The sequence below is a fragment of the Motilibacter aurantiacus genome, assembly GCF_011250645.1.
In the GTDB taxonomy this organism is placed as follows: Bacteria; Actinomycetota; Actinomycetes; order Motilibacterales; family Motilibacteraceae; genus Motilibacter_A; species Motilibacter_A aurantiacus.
Map to the genome: position 1 here is coordinate 96,725 of NZ_JAANNO010000003.1, position 18,683 is coordinate 115,407.

16 protein-coding genes are annotated in these 18,683 nt (G+C 73.0%); 7 read left to right on the plus strand and 9 right to left on the minus strand.

Annotated features, from left to right (window positions below):
* The first annotated feature begins 19 nt into the window (after positions 1–19).
* Positions 20–1,444, plus strand: a complete 1,425-nt coding sequence (glnA, locus tag G9H72_RS06740) for a type I glutamate--ammonia ligase (protein WP_166169224.1) — start codon at positions 20–22, stop codon at positions 1,442–1,444.
* A gap of 104 nt (positions 1,445–1,548) precedes the next feature.
* Here glnA (G9H72_RS06740) and G9H72_RS06745 read toward each other — a convergent pair whose 3' ends face one another.
* On the minus strand, positions 1,549–2,256 hold the full coding sequence (locus tag G9H72_RS06745; RefSeq protein WP_166169226.1) for a GAF and ANTAR domain-containing protein: 708 nt from the start codon (positions 2,254–2,256) through the stop codon (positions 1,549–1,551).
* Positions 2,257–2,559: 303 nt separating this feature from the next.
* Between G9H72_RS06745 and G9H72_RS06750 the strand changes: the two genes are divergently transcribed.
* Together G9H72_RS06750 and G9H72_RS06755 are read left to right on the plus strand one after the other, a co-directional pair.
* A complete protein-coding gene (locus G9H72_RS06750) occupies positions 2,560–4,389 on the plus strand; it encodes a M20/M25/M40 family metallo-hydrolase (protein WP_166169227.1) in 1,830 nt (609 codons plus the stop codon).
* A gap of 84 nt (positions 4,390–4,473) precedes the next feature.
* Positions 4,474–4,749, plus strand: a complete 276-nt coding sequence (locus G9H72_RS06755; protein WP_231126574.1) for a GlsB/YeaQ/YmgE family stress response membrane protein — start codon at positions 4,474–4,476, stop codon at positions 4,747–4,749.
* Between the two features lie 63 nt (positions 4,750–4,812).
* On the opposite strand, the gene G9H72_RS06760 is transcribed toward G9H72_RS06755, so the two are convergent.
* The 4 genes from G9H72_RS06760 to glnA (G9H72_RS06775) are packed head-to-tail and all read right to left on the minus strand — an operon-like array spanning position 4,813 to position 10,587.
* Positions 4,813–5,652 carry a hypothetical protein gene (locus G9H72_RS06760; RefSeq protein WP_166169228.1) on the minus strand — a complete coding sequence of 280 codons (840 nt, stop codon included), beginning with the start codon at positions 5,650–5,652 and terminating at the stop codon, positions 4,813–4,815.
* 43 nt (positions 5,653–5,695) lie between these two features.
* Positions 5,696–8,695 carry a bifunctional [glutamine synthetase] adenylyltransferase/[glutamine synthetase]-adenylyl-L-tyrosine phosphorylase gene (locus tag G9H72_RS06765; RefSeq protein ID WP_166169897.1) on the minus strand — a complete coding sequence of 1,000 codons (3,000 nt, stop codon included), beginning with the start codon at positions 8,693–8,695 and terminating at the stop codon, positions 5,696–5,698.
* Positions 8,696–8,697: 2 nt separating this feature from the next.
* Positions 8,698–9,243: an SRPBCC family protein gene (locus G9H72_RS06770; protein WP_166169229.1), complete on the minus strand. Its 546-nt coding sequence runs from the start codon at positions 9,241–9,243 to the stop codon at positions 8,698–8,700.
* Positions 9,244–9,249: 6 nt separating this feature from the next.
* On the minus strand, positions 9,250–10,587 hold the full coding sequence (gene glnA / locus G9H72_RS06775; RefSeq protein ID WP_166169230.1) for a type I glutamate--ammonia ligase: 1,338 nt from the start codon (positions 10,585–10,587) through the stop codon (positions 9,250–9,252).
* Positions 10,588–10,674: 87 nt separating this feature from the next.
* On the opposite strand from glnA (G9H72_RS06775), the gene G9H72_RS06780 reads away from it, so the two are divergent.
* The 3 genes from G9H72_RS06780 (at position 10,675) to G9H72_RS06790 (ending at position 15,023) form a co-directional block, all read left to right on the plus strand.
* Positions 10,675–12,519 (plus strand): NAD+ synthase, encoded by a 1,845-nt coding sequence (locus G9H72_RS06780; protein ID WP_166169231.1) that lies wholly within the window; start codon positions 10,675–10,677, stop codon positions 12,517–12,519.
* Positions 12,520–12,613: 94 nt separating this feature from the next.
* On the plus strand, positions 12,614–13,447 hold the full coding sequence (panB, locus tag G9H72_RS06785; protein WP_166169232.1) for a 3-methyl-2-oxobutanoate hydroxymethyltransferase: 834 nt from the start codon (positions 12,614–12,616) through the stop codon (positions 13,445–13,447).
* A gap of 229 nt (positions 13,448–13,676) precedes the next feature.
* A complete protein-coding gene (locus G9H72_RS06790; protein WP_166169233.1) occupies positions 13,677–15,023 on the plus strand; it encodes an APC family permease in 1,347 nt (448 codons plus the stop codon).
* Here G9H72_RS06790 and npdG read toward each other — a convergent pair.
* From npdG to G9H72_RS06805, 3 genes are all read right to left on the minus strand, one after another.
* On the minus strand, positions 15,010–15,690 hold the full coding sequence (gene npdG, locus G9H72_RS06795; protein WP_166169234.1) for an NADPH-dependent F420 reductase: 681 nt from the start codon (positions 15,688–15,690) through the stop codon (positions 15,010–15,012). The genes G9H72_RS06790 and npdG overlap by 14 nt on opposite strands.
* Positions 15,691–16,098: 408 nt before the next feature.
* Positions 16,099–16,893: a hypothetical protein gene (locus G9H72_RS06800; RefSeq protein ID WP_166169235.1), complete on the minus strand. Its 795-nt coding sequence runs from the start codon at positions 16,891–16,893 to the stop codon at positions 16,099–16,101.
* A 241-nt stretch (positions 16,894–17,134) separates the two neighbouring features.
* The gene (locus G9H72_RS06805; protein WP_166169236.1) at positions 17,135–17,311 is read right to left on the minus strand and encodes a hypothetical protein; all 177 of its coding nucleotides are present in this window, start codon (positions 17,309–17,311) and stop codon (positions 17,135–17,137) included.
* 53 nt (positions 17,312–17,364) lie between these two features.
* Here G9H72_RS06805 and map point away from each other — a divergent pair, with 53 nt between their 5' ends.
* Positions 17,365–18,219, plus strand: coding sequence for a type I methionyl aminopeptidase (gene map / locus G9H72_RS06810; protein ID WP_166169237.1), 855 nt, complete (start codon positions 17,365–17,367; stop codon positions 18,217–18,219).
* A 77-nt stretch (positions 18,220–18,296) separates the two neighbouring features.
* Here the strand turns inward: map and G9H72_RS22830 are convergent, their stop codons facing one another.
* Positions 18,297–18,653, minus strand: a complete 357-nt coding sequence (locus G9H72_RS22830) for a PRC-barrel domain-containing protein (protein ID WP_166169238.1) — start codon at positions 18,651–18,653, stop codon at positions 18,297–18,299.
* Between the last annotated feature and the right edge of the window lie 30 nt (positions 18,654–18,683).

Here is an 18,683-nt window from a genome sequence, read left to right on the forward strand (position 1 = left end):
GCAGCGACCAGGAGGGTGCATGTTCAACAACGCGGACGAGGTCCTGCGGTTCATCAAGGACGAGGGCGTCAAGTTCGTCGACGTCCGGTTCTGTGACCTGCCGGGCGTCATGCAGCACTTCAACGTGCCGGCGGACTCGGTGGACGAGTCGTTCTTCACCGACGGCCAGATGTTCGACGGGTCCTCGATCCGCGGCTTCCAGGCCATCCACGAGTCGGACATGAAGCTCATGCCGGACCTCGACACGGCGTACGTCGACCCGTTCCGCGTGCAGAAGACGCTCAACATCAACATGAGCATCGTCGACCCCTACACGGGTGAGGCCTACAGCCGCGACCCGCGCCAGATCGCGGCCAAGGCCGAGGCCTACCTGCGCGGCACCGGCATCGCCGACACCGCGTTCTTCGCCCCCGAGGCCGAGTTCTACATCTTCGACGACATCCGCTTCGAGACGAAGCAGAACGCCGGCTACTACTTCATCGACTCCATCGAAGGCGCCTGGAACACCGGGCGCGTCGAGGAGGGTGGCAACCGCGGCCACAAGACCCCCTACAAGGGCGGCTACTTCCCGGTCCCGCCGGTGGACCACTTCGCGGACCTGCGCGACGCGATGGTCACCGAGCTCGACAACCTCGGCCTGCAGGTCGAGCGCTCGCACCACGAGGTGGGCACAGCGGGGCAGGCGGAGATCAACTACCGCTTCGACACGCTGCTGAAGTCGGCCGACAAGGTCATGCTCTTCAAGTACGTCATCAAGAACGTCGCGCACGCCGCCGGCAAGACGGTGACGTTCATGCCGAAGCCGATCTTCGGCGACAACGGCTCGGGCATGCACTGCCACCAGTCGCTGTGGAAGGACGGCGCGCCGCTCTTCTACGACGAGCTCGGGTACGGCGGACTCTCGGACATCGCCCGCTGGTACGTCGGCGGCCTGCTGCACCACGCGCCGTCGCTGCTGGCGTTCACCAACCCGTCGGTGAACTCCTACCACCGCCTCGTCCCGGGCTTCGAGGCCCCGGTCAACCTGGTCTACTCGGCCCGCAACCGCTCCGCCTGCATCCGCATCCCGGTCACGGGGTCGAACCCGAAGGCGAAGCGCATCGAGTTCCGCGTGCCGGACCCGTCGAGCAACCCCTACCTCGCGTTCGCCGCCATGCTCATGGCCGGCATCGACGGCATCAAGAACAAGATCGAGCCGCCGACGCCCGTCGACAAGGACCTCTACGAGCTTCCCCCCGAGGAGCACGCCGAGATCGCCCAGGTCCCCGCCTCGCTCGGCGAGGCCCTGGACGCGCTCGAGGCCGACCACGACTACCTCACCGAGGGCGGCGTCTTCACGCCCGACCTCATCGAGACGTGGATCGCCTACAAGCGCGCCAACGAGATCGACCCGATCCGGCTGCGCCCGCACCCGCACGAGTTCGAGCTGTACTTCGACATCTAGGCCCACGCGGCCTTCGCCGCGGCCACGAGCCGCAGGGCCGTCGACCGCTTCCGCCAGGAAGCGGCCGGCGGCCCTTCGCGTCCCGGCGCCGCGCAGCGCCGGCGCTAGCGGCCGGCCCCGGCCTGCTGGCGCTCGACGACCTGCGCCGCGATGTCCCGCAGCTTCACGTTCATGTGCGAGGAGGCGGCGCGCAGCACGCCGAAGGCGTCATGTGCGGAGATGTGCCGCGTCGCCATCAGGATGCCGACCGCCTGCCCGATCACCCGGTTGGTCGCCTGGGCCTGGGACAGCTGGTCGGCGCGCTCCTGCTCGGCCGCGCCCTGCAGGGCGACCGCCGAGTGCGCGGCCACGATGGCACCCACGGCCTCGTCGGTCTCGTCGAAAGCGTCCCGCCGGCTGGAGTAGAGGTTGAGCGCGCCGAGCGTGTCCTTCCGCAGGAAGAGCCGGAAGGACAGGATGCTGCGCACGCCGGTCTCGGCCGCCGCTCGCGCAGCGAAGCTCGGCCAGCGCGTCTCCGCGAGCAGGTCCCCGACCCGGTAGGTTCCGTGGCCGCGGATCGCGTCGAGGCACGGGCCCTGGCCGGTCTCGTATTGGATCGCATCCACGCGGACGGGCACGTCGCTGCTCGCCGCCCGGGTCGAGATCGCGCGGCCGCGGATCCAGGAGACCCCCGCGTGCTCGCAGTGCTCGACGAGCGCGACGGTCCGCTCGGTGCAGAGCTGCAGCGTCTCGTCCACCCCGTCGGCCGACCCGAGCTCGCGTGCCAGGTCGGCGAACGCCCTGCCCAGCGCCTCCGGGGTCTCGAAGTGCATGAGTCGCAGAGTAGCGGGACAACTCGGGCGGCCCCAGCCCCCGTTTGCTCGAGGGCTGGGGCCTTGCGGCCGCCCTCCCGGGTCGGGCGACCGCAGGTCCGTCTGCCCATCTGTTGCACGTCCACGCCCGACGCTCATGATCCACTCGAGGCCGCCGCGCTCGGGCGGTCGAGCTGCAGGGGCCGTCCGCGCCCGCCCCGCCCTCCGTCCGACCACTCGTTCTGACCAGCAACCAAGCTTGAGCTGCGCCCATATCGGGAGGATTCTCGGTCGGGCGGTTCCCCCGGCAGGAAGAAGCTTGCGATGAGGCGTCGTAGCGACAGGATGCGGAATGCCGTGCTGGCCGCGGCCACGGCGGTAGCGGCGTGTGTCGCAGCGGTCCCGCTCGGGGCGAGCGCCCAGGCCGCTCCACCGGTCGCCCAGGTGCCGGCCGGCCACGGCATCGCCGATCTCATCGTGCTGGTCAACCAGCTGCGGGCCGAGGGCCGCATCGGCGTGAACGCGACCACCAGCCTGCTGGACCGGGCCCAGCGGGCCCTGCGCGAGGAGCAGGGCGGCAGCGAGGCCCGCCCGATCGCCCTCCTTCGGCATTTCCTCGCCCGGGCGGAGAACCAGGTGCGTGACCTCGGCGCCCGCGCCGAGCTGGTCGCGGCCGCGCAACGCTCCATCGCCTGGCTGGAGGAGGACGACTACGCCGAGCTCACGGGCTCCGCCCAACTGCAGCAGGACGTGACACTGGCGGGCCTGCTGCGCCACCTGCAGGCGTTCCAGGAGATCGCGGACGCCAACGGCGGGAACCGGTTCGCCGGCTACCCGGGGCACGAGGACTCGGCCGAGTACGTCTACAACCTGCTCGACGCGGCCGGATACGACGTGAGCTACCAGCACTTCCCGTACTCCATCGCCGACTCGACGTTCCAGCAGGTCGCGCCGGACCCTGTGGCCTACACCCCGGTCGCGCAGTACAACCCGGCCACCAACACCGGCTACGGGGACGTCACCGGCCGCGTCGTCCCGGTCGACGTCAACAACAACCCGGGCCCGATCCCCAGCAGCAACACCTCCGGCTGCGAGGAGAGCGACTTCGCCGCGTTCCCCGCCGGGGCTGTCGCGCTGCTGCAGCGCGGTACCTGTGACTTCGTCGTCAAGGCGGCCAACGCGCAGGCGGCGGGTGCGGCGGCGGCGATCATCTACAACGAAGGCACGACCGGCGTCGCCGACCGCAACAACACCCTGAACCCGACGGTCGCCGGGCGCGAGATCCGGATCCCGGTGGTCGGCGTGAGCTATCTGCTCGGCCGTGACCTGATGGAGCCCGCGACGACAACGGTCCGTGTCCGCACCGAGGTCGTGGGGCTCACCACCCGCAACGTCATCGCCGAGACGCCGGGCGGCGACGCGGACAACGTGGTCATGCTCGGTGGGCACCTCGACTCCGTGGACGAGGGCCCCGGGGTCAACGACAACGGGACGGGCACCGCAGCCCTGTTGGAGACCGCGTTGCAGTTGGCCGGCGACCCGGTGAACAACAAGGTGCGCTTCGCCTTCTGGTCCGCGGAGGAGTCCGGGCTGCTCGGCTCGAACTACTACGTCAACAGCCTGCCCGTGGCCGACCGCCAGCGCATCGCGTTGTACCTGAATTTCGACATGGTCGGCTCACCGAATTACTACCGCGGCGTCTACGACGGCAGCGGGTCATTGGGCGGCACCGCTCCCCGCCCGCCCGGCTCGGCGCAGATCGAGCAGTTGTTCAACACGCATTTCGGCTTCCGCGGGCTGCCGTACGAGGACACCGAGTTCAACGGGCGGTCGGACTACCAGGCGTTCATCAACAACGGCATTCCGTCGGGAGGCCTCTTCACCGGGGCGGAGGGCGACAAGTCCGCGGCCCAGGTCGAGCGCTACGGCGGGGTGGTGGCCGACTACGACCCCTGCTACCACCAGGCCTGCGACAGCCTGACCCCGACGGCGGACGGCGCGGACGCCGCGCTGTACGCCCAGCTCGCCGCCGCGTACGGGAGCCAGCTGGTCGGCAACGTCAACACCTACGCCCTCGACACGAGCGCGGACGCCATCGCGCACGCCGCGGCGACCTACGCCTACAGCACGGAGACGGTCAACGGCGGCGAGTAATCACGCGGACTCGGGAACTTCTCAGGTGTGAGCCGCTCCAGACGGGGGATCACTGGTCCTGCAACGATACGTCTGGAGGTCAAGATGTTCTTCATCATCGGGATGATTATCGTGGCGCTGATCGCGGGTTTCATCGCCCGCGCAGTCGTCCCGGGCCGGGACCCGATGGGCTTGGGCGGAACGCTTCTGCTCGGGGTCGTCGGCTCCTTCATCGGCGGATTCCTCGGGTTCCTGCTCTTCGGGCGTGACTTCGAGGACGGCGCCGCGCAGACGTCCGGCATCATCGGCTCGGTGATCGGCGCGGTCATCGCGCTCCTGATCTACCGCCAGGTGCGCGGCAACCACCACGCCCGCATCTGACCGAGCGTCACCCGAGGGCGCCGCGGCCGACCGGCCGCGGCGCCCTCGTCGTGTCCGGGCGCCTCATCCGGCCTGCCCCGCGCCGCGCGCGAGCCCGGCGCGCACGCGGGCGGCGGTCACCGGGTCGACCGGAAGCTCCGGGAGCAGTCCCTCGATCTCCTCCGGCTCCAGCCCCTCGGCGAGCAGCCGCTGCAGCAACGTGTCGGCCTCGTGCGGCGGCACCGGCAACGTGAGGCCCGTTCCGGCCAGCGCGGCCTGGGCGAGGAACCGCGCGCCGGCGAGGTCGGGCGGCCCGGTGGCCGGCTCCGGCGGGGGGACGGCGCCCCGGGCCGCGGCCTCGGCAGCGCGTACGAGCGACAGCGGAAGCCCCTCGTTCTCCACCTCGAGCAACGGCACGTCCCCCAGCGCGGCGAGCACGAGCTGCTCGGCCTCGGCCTGCAGCGGCACTGCCCACTCGGCCGCGCGCACCACGGCTGCCACGTCGTCGAGGCTCTCGCCCACGTCGTCCACCAGCTCGGCCCAGGCCCCCGGCTGCTCCCTGCGGGCATGCTCGCCGGCCAGCACGCAGGTCTCCAGGACGAACGGGTCGAGCACCTGCTCCTCGAGCCGCTCGGCGTAGACGCGCCCGTCGGGCGTCAGCGCGCTCAGCGCGTCGCGGAAGCTTCCGGGACGGCTCTCCCCCAGCGCGAGCGGGCGGTCCTCCTCCCCGCCCAGCGGCAGCTCCGCCGCTGCACGGGCCCCCAGCGTCTCGCCGCTGGCCACCACCCGGCCGTGCCGGCGGTGCTGGTGCGGCTGGTCCGACAGCCCGACGGCCCATGCGCACGCCTCCGCGATCAGGGCGGGGGCGCGCTCGCGCAACAGCCGTCGCGGCAGCAGGTCCAGCTCGGTCTCGTTCTCGAACACCTGCCCAGCATGCCTTCCGAGCCGCCCGCCCCGAGGGGCCCGGTCAGCCGAAGAACACACGGTCGAAGGCGGACCGGGCCCGCCGCGTGGCGCGCTTGTGGTCCTCGAGCAGCTGGCCTCCGTGGCCCGGGGGGTAGCCGAGCAGCCGGGCGACCGCCGAGAGCTCGCGCAGGTCCTTGGGCAGGTCGGACCCCGCACGGCCGCGCACGAGCACGACCGCGTCCCGCAGCCGGGAGGCGAGCACCCAGGCCGAGCGCAGCGCCTCTGCGTCGTCGGCGTCGAGCAGCCCGGCCTCCGCAGCGGCGGCCAGCGCCGGCAGCGTCCGCGGCGTGCGCAGCCCGGGGACGGCGGCCGCGTGCCGCAGCTGGAGCAGCTGGACCGCCCACTCCACGTCCGAGATGCCGCCCGGCCCGAGCTTGAGGTTGCGCGAGCGGTCCCCGCCCCGGGGCAGGCGCTCGGCCTCGACCCGCGCCTTGATCCGCCGGATCTCGCGCACGTCCGCCTCGGGCAGGCCCTCCGCGGGCCAGCGCAGCGGCTCCACCATGGCCAGGAAGCCCTGGCTGAGCTCGGCGTCGCCCGCCACGGGCGCGGCGCGCAGCAGCGCCTGCCGCTCCCAGACCAGCCCCCACCGGGCGTAGTACGCCGCGTAGGAGCCCAGTGTCCGGACGAAGGGGCCCTGCCGGCCCTCGGGGCGCAGGTCCGCGTCGACGACCAGCGGCGGGTCGGGCGCCGGCAGCGCGAGCACGCGTCGCAGCTCGTTCGCCACGGCGTACGCCGCCTCGGCCGCGTCGTGGTCGTCCGCGCCGGGCAGCGGCGAGTGCACGAACAGGACGTCCGCGTCGCTGCCGAACCCCATCTCACCGCCCCCCAGCCGGCCCATCCCGATGACCGCCACCCGCGTGGGCAGCGGGCCTCTCCGCTCGCCCGCCACGAAGCGCTGGGCGGCGTCCAGGCCGCCCGCCAGTGTCGCCGCGGCGACGTCGGTCAGCGCCGTGCCGACCCGCTCCACGTCGAGGAGGCCGAGCACGTCGGCGGCGGCGACCCGGAAGAGCTCGCGCCTGCGGATGGCCCGGCTGACCGCCGCGGCCACCGTCGGGTCCTCGTGCCGGCGGACCGTCGCCAGCACCTCCTCGCACAACTGCATGCTGCGCCGGGGCTGCAGCTCGGCGTCGTCACCGAGGATCGGCACGGCATCCGGCGCGCGCAGCAGGAGATCGGCCGCATAGCGGCTCGAGGCGAGGACGCGGGCGAGGCGCTGGGCGGTCTCGCCCTCGTCGCGCAGCGTCCGCAGGTACCACGGGGTGTCCCCGAGCGCGTCGCTGACCTGCCGGAAGGCCAGCAGCCCCGCGTCGGGGTCGGCGGCGTCCGCGAACCAGCCGAGCAGCGCCGGCAGCAGGGCGCGCTGGATCGCGGCCCGGCGGCGCACGCCGGTCGTGAGCGCCTCCAGATGGCGCAGCGCGCCCGCGGGGTCCGCGTAGCCGAGCGCCTCCAGCCGGGCCTTCGCGGCCTCGGGGGCCAGCCGCGCCTCCCCCGGCGAGAGCCGCGCGACCGCCTGCAGCAACGGCCGGTAGAAGAGCTTCTCGTGCAGCCGGCGCACCTCGAGGGCGTGCCGCTTCCACTCGCGGACCAGCTCGTCGGCCGGGTCGCCCGCCAGGCCCAGCGAGCGCCCGATGCGCCGCAGGTCCGCCGAGTCCTCGGGGACGAGGTGGGTGCGGCGCAGCCGGTGCATCTGGATCCGGTGCTCGAGGGTGCGCAGGAAGCGGTACGCCTCGTCGAGCTTCGCGGCGTCCTCCCGGCCCACGTAGCCGCCGTCGGCCAGGGCCGCGAGGGCGTCCAGCGTCGTCGAGGAGCGCAGCGTCTCGTCGCCCCGCCCGTGCACGAGCTGCAGCAGCTGGACGGCGAACTCGACGTCGCGCAGCCCGCCACGCCCGAGCTTGAGCTGGCGCGCGGCCTGTGCCCGCGGCACGTGCTCCTCCACGCGCCGCCGCATCTTCTGGACGTCCTCGACGAAGTCGGGCCGGGCGGCGGCCTGCCAGACGAGCGGCGCGACGGCGTCGACGTAGTCCTCGCCGAGCCGCAGGTCGCCGGCCGACGGGCGGGCCTTGAGCAGGGCCTGGAACTCCCAGGTCTTCGCCCAGCGCTCGTAGTAGGCGACGTAGCTGCGCAGCGTACGGACCAGCGGCCCCTGCTTGCCCTCGGGGCGCAGCGCGGCGTCCACCTCCCACAGCGGGCCCTCGGGGGACGGCGCCATGCAGGCGCGCAGCAGCCCTTGGGCCAGCCGTGCCGCGACGCGCAGGGCGTCCGCCTCGTCGGCGCCCGGCGCCGGCTCGGCGACGAACACCACGTCCACGTCGCTGACGTAGTTGAGCTCGCGGCCGCCGCACTTGCCCATCCCGATCACCGCGAGCCGCGCCGACCGGCCCGCGTCGGGCTCGGCCGCCCGGGCGACCGCGAGCGCGGCCTCCAGCGCGGCGTCGGCCAGCTCGGCGAGGTCGGCCGCCGTGCCCGGCAGGCCGCGCTCGGCCACCAGGTCGCGGGCGGCGATGACGAGCAGCGCCCGCCGGTACGCCGCCCGCAGCGCGTCGACGGCCGACTCGACGGTCGCGACCGGCGGGTCGGCCGACGGGTCGGCGCCGACCGCGGCCAGCAACTGCGCGCGCAACGGCCGCAGGCTCAGCGGCGCGGCCCCCCGCAGCAGGCGCCACGTGTCCGGGTGGCGGACGAGGGTCTCGCCCAGGGCGAGGCTGGCCCCGAGCACGCTGAGCAGCCGCCGTCGGAGGGCCCCGTCCTGCTGCAGGGCGAGGAGCAGGGGCCCGGGATCGGGCTGGGCGGCCACGACGTCGGCGAGGCCGCTCAGGGCCTGGTCCGGGTCGGGCGAGGCGCCCAGGTCGGCCAGCAGGCGGCTGTCCTCGGCGAGCGCCGCCAGGCGGCCGGACCCCAGCCGGCTCGCGGCGTGCGCGGCGTCGGTGAACCCGAGCCGGGCGAGCCGGGCACGCGGGTCCCCGCCCTCGGGCCGGGCCGGCGGTGGCTGCGCCGGCAGCATCGTCACCTGTGCCCTCCGTCCACGGGCGCATCGTGCCACCCGCCGCCGGCTGCGGCACGACGACGGGCCCGCCGCAGGGGCCGCAGCAGGCGCACGTACGCCGTCCAGCCCGCGGGCGCGTGCACCCGCCCCTCGACGGCCAGCTCGGCCCGGTCGAGCAGGTCCTCGAGCAGCGCGTCGTGCAGGGGCCGCAGCACGAGGAGCCAGCCGAGCAGCAGCCTGCCGCGCAGGGAGGCCTCGAGGGTGTGCCGCAGGACCACGCCGACCCCCTGCCGGGGCTCGACCTCGAACCGGTGCACGCCGACGAGGCCGCGCGGCTCGGTGAAGCGGAAGACGACCCGCCGGCCCGGCTCGTGGGCGACCACGGCGTACCCGATCGGGCCGTGTCCCCCGGCAGCCTCGACCCGCAGCGGGCGGTCCAGCCGCAGCGGTGGCCAGCGGCCCGCCGGCCAGAGCCGGTCGTGGGCGCCGCCGAGCGCGTCGAGCAGCTCCCCCACCGCGTCGGGGCTGGCGAGGAGGAGCCGCTCGTGGACGCTGCGGACCAGCACGGCCCGTCAGAGCACGGGCAGGTAGCGGTTCAGCTCGAACGGGGTGACCTCGCGGCGGTACTCCACCCACTCCTGGCGCTTGTTGCGCAGGAAGAAGTCGAACACGTGCTCGCCCAGCGTCTCGGCGACGAGCTCGCTGCCCTCCATGACGCGGATCGCCTCGGCGAGGTTCGACGGCAGCGGGTTGATCCCCAGCGCGCGGCGCTCGGAGTCGGTCAGCGACCAGACGTCGTCCTCGGCGCCCTCGGGGAGCTCGTAGCCCTGCTCGATGCCCTTGAGCCCGGCCGCGAGCAGCACCGCGAAGGTGAGGTACGGGTTGCACGCCGTGTCGGGCGAGCGGATCTCGATGCGCGTCGAGCCGCCCTTGTTCGGCTTGTACATCGGCACCCGGACCAGCGCGGAGCGGTTGTTGTGGCCCCAGCAGATGAACGCGGGCGCCTCGTTCTCACCGGAGAGGCGCTTGTAGGAGTTCACCCACTGGTTGGTGACCGCGGTGATCTCGGAGGCGTGGCGCAGCAGCCCGGCGATGAAGGAGCGGCCCACCTTCGACAGCTGGTACGGCGCCCCCGCCTCGTGGAAGGCGTTGCGGTCGCCCTCGAAGAGCGAGAGATGGGTATGCATGCCGGAGCCGGGGAACTCGGTGAACGGCTTGGGCATGAAGGAGGCCTGCACCTCCTGCTCGAGCGCGACCTGCTTCATGACGAGGCGGAACGTCATGAGGTTGTCCGCCGTCGTCAGCGCGTCGGCGTAGCGCAGGTCGATCTCCTGCTGGCCGGGCGCGCCCTCGTGGTGGCTGAACTCCACCGAGATGCCCATGGACTCGAGCATGGTGATCGCGGCGCGGCGGAAGTCGTGGCCGATGCTGTGCGGGGTGTTGTCGAAGTAGCCGGCGCGGTCCACGGGGACCGGCCGCCCGTCGGGGGCGAGCTCCTTCTCGAAGAGGAAGAACTCGACCTCGGGGTGGGTGTAGAAGCTGAACCCCAGGTCGGCCGCCCGGCTCAGGGTGCGCTTGAGCACGTAGCGCGGGTCGGCGAACGACGGGGAGCCGTCCGGCATGAGGATGTCGCAGAACATGCGCGCAACGCCCGGGGACTCCGCGCGCCACGGCAGGATCTGGAACGTGGTCGGGTCGGGCTTCGCGAGCATGTCGGACTCGTAGACCCGGGCGAAGCCCTCGATGGCCGACCCGTCGAACCCGATGCCCTCGTTGAAGGCGGCCTCGAGCTCGGCCGGCGCGACCGCCACGGACTTCAAGAAGCCGAGGACGTCGGTGAACCACAGCCGTACGAAACGGATGTCGCGTTCCTCGATCGTCCGGAGGACGAACTCTTCCTGCCTACCCATGGGCGCATCCTCCTACGAACCGTGTGTCGCCGAGGTTACGGGGCCGCCGCGTGTCGTGAAGAGTGCTCGCGCGCCTAGGCTCGTGCCGTGCCTCAGTTGCGAATCGCGCTCGCTCAGGTCAACCCGGTCGTCGGCGCCGTCACGGCCAACGCCCAGCTCGTGGTCGACAGCGTCCGGGCCGCCACGGGGCAGGGCGCCCACCTCGTCGCGCTGCCCGAGCTCGCGCTCACCGGATATCCCGTCGAGGACCTCGCGCTCCGCAAGACCTTCCAGGCCGCGTCCCGCCGGCAGCTGGACGCGCTGGCGGTGCGGCTGGCGGACGAGGGCCTCGGGGACACGGTCGTCGTCGTCGGCTACCTCGACGCGCTGACCGACGCGGTGCCCCAGCTCGGCAAGCCCGCCGGCTGCCCGCAGAACTCCGCCGCGTTCCTGCACGGCGGCCGCGTGGTCGCACGCTACGCCAAGCACCACCTGCCCAACTACGGCGTCTTCGACGAGTACCGCTACTTCGTCCCGGGCAACTCGCTGGCCGTCGTCCGGGTGCACGGCGTCGACGTCGCGCTCGTCATCTGCGAGGACCTGTGGCAGGACGGCGGCCCCGCAGCCGTCGCGCGCGAGGCCCGCGCCGGGCTGCTCCTCGTCGTGAACGCCTCGCCCTACGAGCGCAACAAGGACGACGCCCGCGTGGAGCTGCTGCGGCGCCGGGCGGCCGAGGCCGGCTGCGCCGCGGCGTACGTGAACATGGTCGGGGGCCAGGACGAGCTGGTCTTCGACGGCGACTCGATGGCGGTATCCGCCGAGGGCACCATCCTGGCCCGCGCCCCGCAGTTCGAGGAGGCGATGCTGTACGTCGACCTCGAGCTGCCGGCAGCGACGGCCTCCGAGGACGACACCCGCAGCCACCTCGAGGCGCCCGACGGCAGCCGGGTGCGGATCGAGCGGTCGGTGGTCTCCGCCGAGCCGGCCCCGGCGTACGACCCGGCCCCGGCTCCCGTGGCCGAGCGGACCGCCGACGAGGCGGAGGTCTACGGCGCGCTCGTCCTCGGGCTGCGGGACTACGTCCGCAAGAACGGCTTCCGGTCGGTCGCCCTGGGCCTGTCCGGCGGCATCGACTCCGCGCTCACCGCGGCCATCGCGTGCGACGCGATCGGCGCGGACAACGTCCACGGCGTCTCGCTGCCGAGCCGCTACTCCTCCGACCACTCCAAGGGCGACGCTGCCGACCTGGCCGAGCGCACCGGGGTGCACTACTCGACCGTCGCGATCGCGCCGATGGTCGACGCGTTCATGGGCGAGCTCGAGCTGACCGGGCTCGCGGAGGAGAACCTGCAGGCGCGCGTGCGCGGCACGACGTTGATGGGCCTGTCGAACCAGCACGGGCACCTCGTGCTCGCGACGGGCAACAAGAGCGAGCTCGCCGTCGGCTACTCGACCCTGTACGGCGACGCGGTGGGGGGCTACGCACCACTCAAGGACGTCCCGAAGACGCTGGTCTGGGGCCTGTCCCGGTGGCGCAACCGGGTGGCTGAGGAGCGCGGCGAGCGCCCTCCGATTCCGGAGAGCTCGATCACGAAAGAGCCTTCGGCCGAGCTGCGGCCCGACCAGCGCGACACGGACTCGCTGCCGGACTACACACTGCTCGACGCGGTGCTCGACCTCTACGTGGAGCAGGACCTCGGGGTGGCGGACATCGTCGCCGCCGGGTTCGACCCCGACCTCGTCGAGCGCATCCTGCGCATGGTCGACGCCGCCGAGTACAAGCGGCGGCAGTACCCGCCGGGCCCGAAGATCTCGGCCCGCAACTTCGGGCGCGACCGCCGACTGCCCATCACCAGCCGCTGGCGGGAGACGGCCCCGGGCGCGCACGCGCGGACGGAGCCCCCGGCCGTGACCTCCCCGCCCGGCGAGGGGTCTGCGGTCACCGGCCCCTGAGAGCCTGCGCGACGGCGCCGACAGGCCCGTCGGTGGCACGATGGCAGCAGTCCGGGGACGCGTCGGAGCGCCTCGAGATGCGCAAGGAGCCCTCATGTCCGAGCCCAGCCACTTCTCGTCCCTGCCTGCCGGGCGCCGCGTCACGGTGCGCGACGTGGCGGAGGCCAAGGCCCGTGGCGAGCGCTGGCCCATGCTCACGGCCTACGACGCCCTGACGGCCGCGGTCTTCGAGGAGGCGGGGGTCCCCGTCCTGCTGGTCGGGGACAGCGCGGGCACGACGGTCTTCGGCCACGCCACCACCGTCCCCGTGACGGTCGACGACCTGCTCCCCCTCGTCGCGGCCGTCGTCCGCGGGACGAGCCGGGCCCTGGTGGTCGCGGACCTGCCCTTCGGCAGCTACCAGGCCTCCCCGGCCCAGGCGCTGGAGTCCGCGGCCCGGTTCCTCAAGGAGGGCGGCGCCCACGCGGTGAAGCTGGAGGGCGGCCGGCGCGTCCTCGGGCAGGTCGAGACGCTCGTCGCCGCCGGGGTGCCCGTCATGGGCCACCTGGGGCTGACGCCGCAGTCGGTGAACGCGTTCGGGGGCTACCGGGTCCAGGGTCGCGGCGCGGCCGGCGACCAGCTGGTCGAGGACGCGCTCGCGCTCGAGGCCGCGGGAGCGTTCGCGATCGTGCTCGAGGTCGTCCCCGCCGAGCTCGCCGAGCGGGTGACCAAGGCCCTGGCGATCCCGACCGTGGGCATCGGCGCGGGCCCCGCGACCGACGCCCAGGTGCTGGTCTGGCAGGACATGGCAGGGCTCACGCCGGGCCGTCCGCCCAAGTTCGTCAAGCGGTACGCCGACGTCCGCGGGGTGCTCACCGACGCGGCCCGGCGGTTCGCCGACGACGTCGTCGCCGGCACCTATCCGCCGGAGGAGAACACCTACCACTGAGCCCGCGGCCCACCGGCACGCACGCCGCCCGCTTCTCCAGGCACACTCGTCGTTCGGGGCACGTTCCCGCACCGGCCGCTTCGACCCTGCACAATGACGCGGCGCACCTCGACGACACGCCCGGAGGACCGAGTTGACAGCTGAGATCACCACGCTTGCAGGCCCCGTCACAGGCCTACCGCTTGAGAAGGGTCTGCGCCGCAACGCGATATCGGCGTTCGGAAGCGCGGTGATCGGCCTCGCCTCGACCGCCCCCGCGTACAGCCTCGCCGTCACCGTCGGGCTGCTCGCGGACGAGGCGGGTGGCCACGCCGCCGGGATCATGCTCCTCGCGGTCGTCCCCATGCTTCTGGTGGCCCTCGCGTACCGCGAGCTCAACGCCCACGAGCCCGACGCGGGGACGACCTTCGCCTGGGTCGCCCGCGCCTTCGGCCCACGCACGGGCTGGCTCGGGGGCTGGGCCGTCGTGGTGTCGTCCCTGTTCGTCATGGCGAGCCTCGCGCAGGTCGCCGCGCAGTACCTCTTCCTGCTCGTCGGCGCCGACGGGCTGGCCGACTCGCGCGTCGCCCAGCTCGTCGCCGGCCTGGTCTGGATCGGGCTGCTCACGTGGCTGTGCAGCCGGGGCATCACGACGACCGCCGCGACCCAGACCGCGCTGCTGCTCATCGAGCTCGTGCTGCTGGTCGTGTTCGCCGGGAAGGCGCTCTGGGAGGTCCTGATCGTCGGCCACCCCGGCTCGACGACCCCGGACGCCACCTGGCTCGACCCCTTCGGCGCGGGCATGGGCGCGACCTGGACCGGCCTGCTGCTGGCGGTCTTCCTCTACTGGGGATGGGACAGCAGCTTCTCCGTCAACGAGGAGACGGCGGCGCCGCGGCGCGGGCCGGCCGTCGCGGCCCTCGTCGCGATCGGCATCCTCGTCGTGATCCTCGTCGGGGCGACGGTGGCCGTGATCGCCTGGGGCGGCATCGAGCGCACCGCGGCCCTGGGCGACGAGGACGTTCTCGCCGCCTTCGCGCAGGAGGTCCTCGGAGGCCAAGGCGGAAATCTGCTGCTGCTGTGCGTGCTCTCCAGCGCGGTGGCCGGCACCCAGACGACCATCGTGCCGATGGTCCGCACGGTGCTGTCGATGGGCGCGCACGGCGCGATGCCCGCTCCGCTCGCCCGGGTCGAGAAGGACAGCGGCTCTCCCGCCGTGGCCACGTGGGTCATCGGCGGGATCTCCGCCGCGCTGTTCGTCGCCTTCCTCATGTCCAGCGAGAACGCCCTCGCCGACTCGGTCGAGGCCACGGCGCTCGGCATCTGCGCCTACTACGGGCTCACCTGCGCTGCGGTTCCGGCGTACTTCCGCGGACACCTGTCCGGCCGGCGCAACCTGCTCTTCCGGGTGGTCGTGCCGATCGGCGGAGCGGCGTGCATGATCGCGCTGCTCATCGGGTCGGTCACCTCGCTGCTCGAGGGCGAGTCCAAGGTCTTCGGCATCGCGACGCCGGTCCTCTTCGCCGCCGGCGCGTTCGCTGCGGGCCTCGTGCTGATGGCCACCCAACGGCGCGGGGCCTACTTCACAAGCCGGTGACGCGTATCCCGGCGTGCGTCCGGTGGCGGCGGTTGACCGAGATCAGGTTCGCGGTCAACGCCTCCACCTGGGCGGCCGAGCGCAGCCGGCCGGCGTAGACGCCGCGTACGCCCGGGAGCCGGGAGGCGAGCGCCTGCACGGTGTCCGTCGCCTCCCGGTCGTCCCCCACGACCATGACGTCGAGGTCGAGGCTCTCCACCTGCGGGTCGAGGAGCACGACCGCGGAGATGTGGTGGAAGGCCCCCACCACACGGCTGCCGGGCAGCAGCCGCTGCGCCTGAAGGCACGCGCTGCCTTCCTCGACGGGCAGCGCGTACGCCCCCCGCTCGTCGAAGCCGAGCGGGTTCACGCAGTCGACGACGACCTTGCCGTCGAGGGCCTCGCCGCATCCCTCCAGGAGTGCGGCGTGCCCGTCCCACGGAACCGCGACCACCACGACGTCGGCGGCCCGCGCGCACTCGAGGTTGTCGGCCCCGCGCACCGAGCCGCCCCCGAGCGGCAGGCTCTGCGCGGCGGCGACCGCGCGCTCGGCGTCGCGCGAGCCGATCACGACCTGCTGGCCCGCAGCGGCGAAGCGGGCCGCCAGCCCGCGCCCGAGGTCTCCTGTCCCTCCGAGGACACCGAGGACGACACCGCTCACATCGGGAAGCTCGAAAGAGGTCGGCATGAGGCGATCGTCGCACCGGTCGTCCGCAGCGACCGCATCGGCCGGACGCCGCTGCCCTGCTCGGCCGACAGGGCACTCCTGTGGCCGCTGCAATCTCCGTGTGCATTGAATGGGCGGACCCGACGACCAAAGCCGACTTCAGGTGCCGAGGCCGTCAATCACAACGCCCGCACCTGCAGCTCGTGGGGAACGGCACGACGTGGGCTTCGGTCATCGATGTTGGCAGACCCAGCGCTGAAGTGCGATCTTTGCGGGTAAAGGTGCGTCCGGGCCCGCCGGGCGGTCCGCCAATCGCGAAGCTCAGGAGGCACTCGTGCCAGCAACGTTCGTTCTGAAGAAGGATCGGGCCGGCCGGTTCAAGTTCGAGGTCGTCAACCGCAACAAGGTCATCGCCTCCTCGACCAACACCTACAGCGTCAAGACCCTCGCGCAGAACGCCATCCGAGCCATCGCCCCTGAGGCGGCGATCGACGACCAGACCCTCGTCGCGCGCAAGGCGCCCGCGGGCACGACGGCCGGAGCCAGGAAGGCCGCCTCCGCCGTCGCGAAGAAGACAACCGCCACGGCCAAGAAAACCGCGGCCACGGCGAAGAAGACGGCGGAGACCGCGAAGAAGTCGGTCACCGGCGCCAGGAAGGCGGCGTCGGCCGGCACGGCGAAGAAGGCACCGGCCGCACCGCGGGGCGGCGCCGCGCGCAGCACGACGCGGGCCACCGGCGTGCGCACCGCGGCGACGAGAGCGGCCAAGGCCGCTCCGGCCAAGGCGACGACGGTCAAGGCGACGACGGCCAAGGCGACGACGGCCAAGGCGACTGCCACGAAGACCGTTGCGACCAAGACCGTTGCCACGAAGCCCGCCGCCACGAGAGGCAGGGCCACGAAGACAACGACCTCCGGGGCCGGTGCCAAGGCTCCCGCGAAGAGCACTGCGGTGAAGGCCACTGCCACGAAGGCTGCGGCGACGAGGGCCGCTGCGACGAAGGGCACTGCGGCGAGAAGCACGGCCGCGAAGAGCACTGCCGCGAAGGGCACTGCGGTGAAGAGCACTGCAGCGAAGACTTCCGCGCGCGGCACCACCGGGCGGGCGACGCCCGGCCGGACGGCCACTCCGGCTGCGACACCGCGCAAGGCGGCCGCGCGTACGCGGGCCGCGTCCACCGCCACGGCTCGTGGGACCGCATTGACCGGCCCCGCGAGGCGCACTGCGAAGCAGGCTGCTCCCACTGCCGTGGAGCAGGAGCAGCAGGCCACGGCAGCGCCGGCGCCGGCGCCCGTCGAGACGGCCCCGGCGGCAGCAGCACCGACGCCTCCGCCCTCCCCCTCGGCACCCGCCCCCACGACGCCCGCCTCGCCCGCACCCGAGCAGGGGCCCGGGGAGTCCTGAGCCGGCTGTCCCGGCCGAGCGGCCCGGCGCCCCGCTGTGGGGTGTCGGGCCGCTGCGCTCTCAGTCGTCGTTCCAGCGCTCGTCGTTGTCCCACGCCTCGGTGCGCTCGGCGGCCGACGCGAGCGCGTTCTCCGCCTCCTGCCGGGTCGCGTACGGCCCCATGCGCTCGGAGCCCGGGCAGATCTGCTCGGTCTCGACGGTCTTGTGCCGCAGGCAGTACCAGTACTCGTGGCTCATCGTCGGCCCCTTCGGCGCCGGGCCGCTGCCCGTCGCTCGCCTAGACTCGTTCCGTGGCAGTGCTCGTCCCGGGGTCCGTCTCCCCGCAGCGCAACGTTCCCACGCGCATCGCGCGGCCCGAGTACGTCGGCAAGCCCCGCCCCACCCGCTACACCGGGCCACACGTCATGGACGCCGCGACCGTCGAGCGCATCCGGCGGGCGGGACGGGTCGCGGCGGACGCGATGGAGGAGGCGGCGCGCCACATCCGGCCGGGCATCACGACCGACGAGCTGGACCGCATCGGCCACGAGTACCTCGTCGCTCATGACGCGTATCCCTCGACGCTGGGCTACCGCGGCTTCCCGAAGTCGATGTGCACGTCGATCAACGAGGTCATCTGCCACGGCATCCCCGACTCGACGGTGCTGCGCGACGGCGACATCGTCAACATCGACGTCACCGCCTACGTCGACGGCGTGCACGGCGACACGGATGCGACGTACCTCGTGGGCGACGTCGACGAGGAGTCGCGGCTGCTCGTCGAGCGGACCCGGGAAGCCCTGAGCCGCGCGATCAAGGCGGTACGCCCGGGCCGGCAGGTCAACGTGATCGGCCGGGTGATCGAGTCGTACGCGAAGCGCTTCGGCTACGGCGTGGTCCGCGACTTCACCGGGCACGGCGTCGGACCGGTCTTCCACTCCGGCCTCGTCATCCCGCACTACGACGACCCCGCGGCGACCACCGTGATGGAGCCGGGGATGACGTTCACCATCGAGCCGATGCTCACCCTCGGGACGATCGAGTGGGAGATGTGGGACGACGGCTGGACCGTCGTCACCCGTGACCGGAAGCGCACTGCGCAGTTCGAGCACACCCTCGTGGTCACCGACACCGGCGCCGACGTCCTGACCCTGCCCAGCGCCTGACGGCTCCCCACTCACCACGGAGGCGGCCCGCCCGGCAGTCGCCGGCCGAGCCGCCCCGTCCCGTCCAGTCGGCACCGTCAGCGGCGCGCGAGCCTCCGCTCACCGGCGGCACCGGTGGAGTAGGCCAGGTCGTAGTGGGCGAAGATCGCCGGCTCCGCGTCGGCGAGCAGCTCCCCGTCGGTCTCGATACCGGGAGCGTTCTTCACCAGGTCCTTGGCGTGCTGCACCTTGAGGTAGTCCGGGCCGACCACTGCGCCGTCGAGCGGGACGAAGACGATGCGGTGACGGCCGATGATGCCGGTCTTCACCCCCGCGAACGACGGCCGGTCGGTCGCGGTGTCGACGTACACCGACTCCAGCGAGCCGATCTTCGAGCCCTCGCGGTCCACCACGTCGTGGTCCCGCCAGAGGTTGATGTTCTCCGCCTCGAACACGGCGTTGTCCCCTTCCTGTCCGGATCGGTA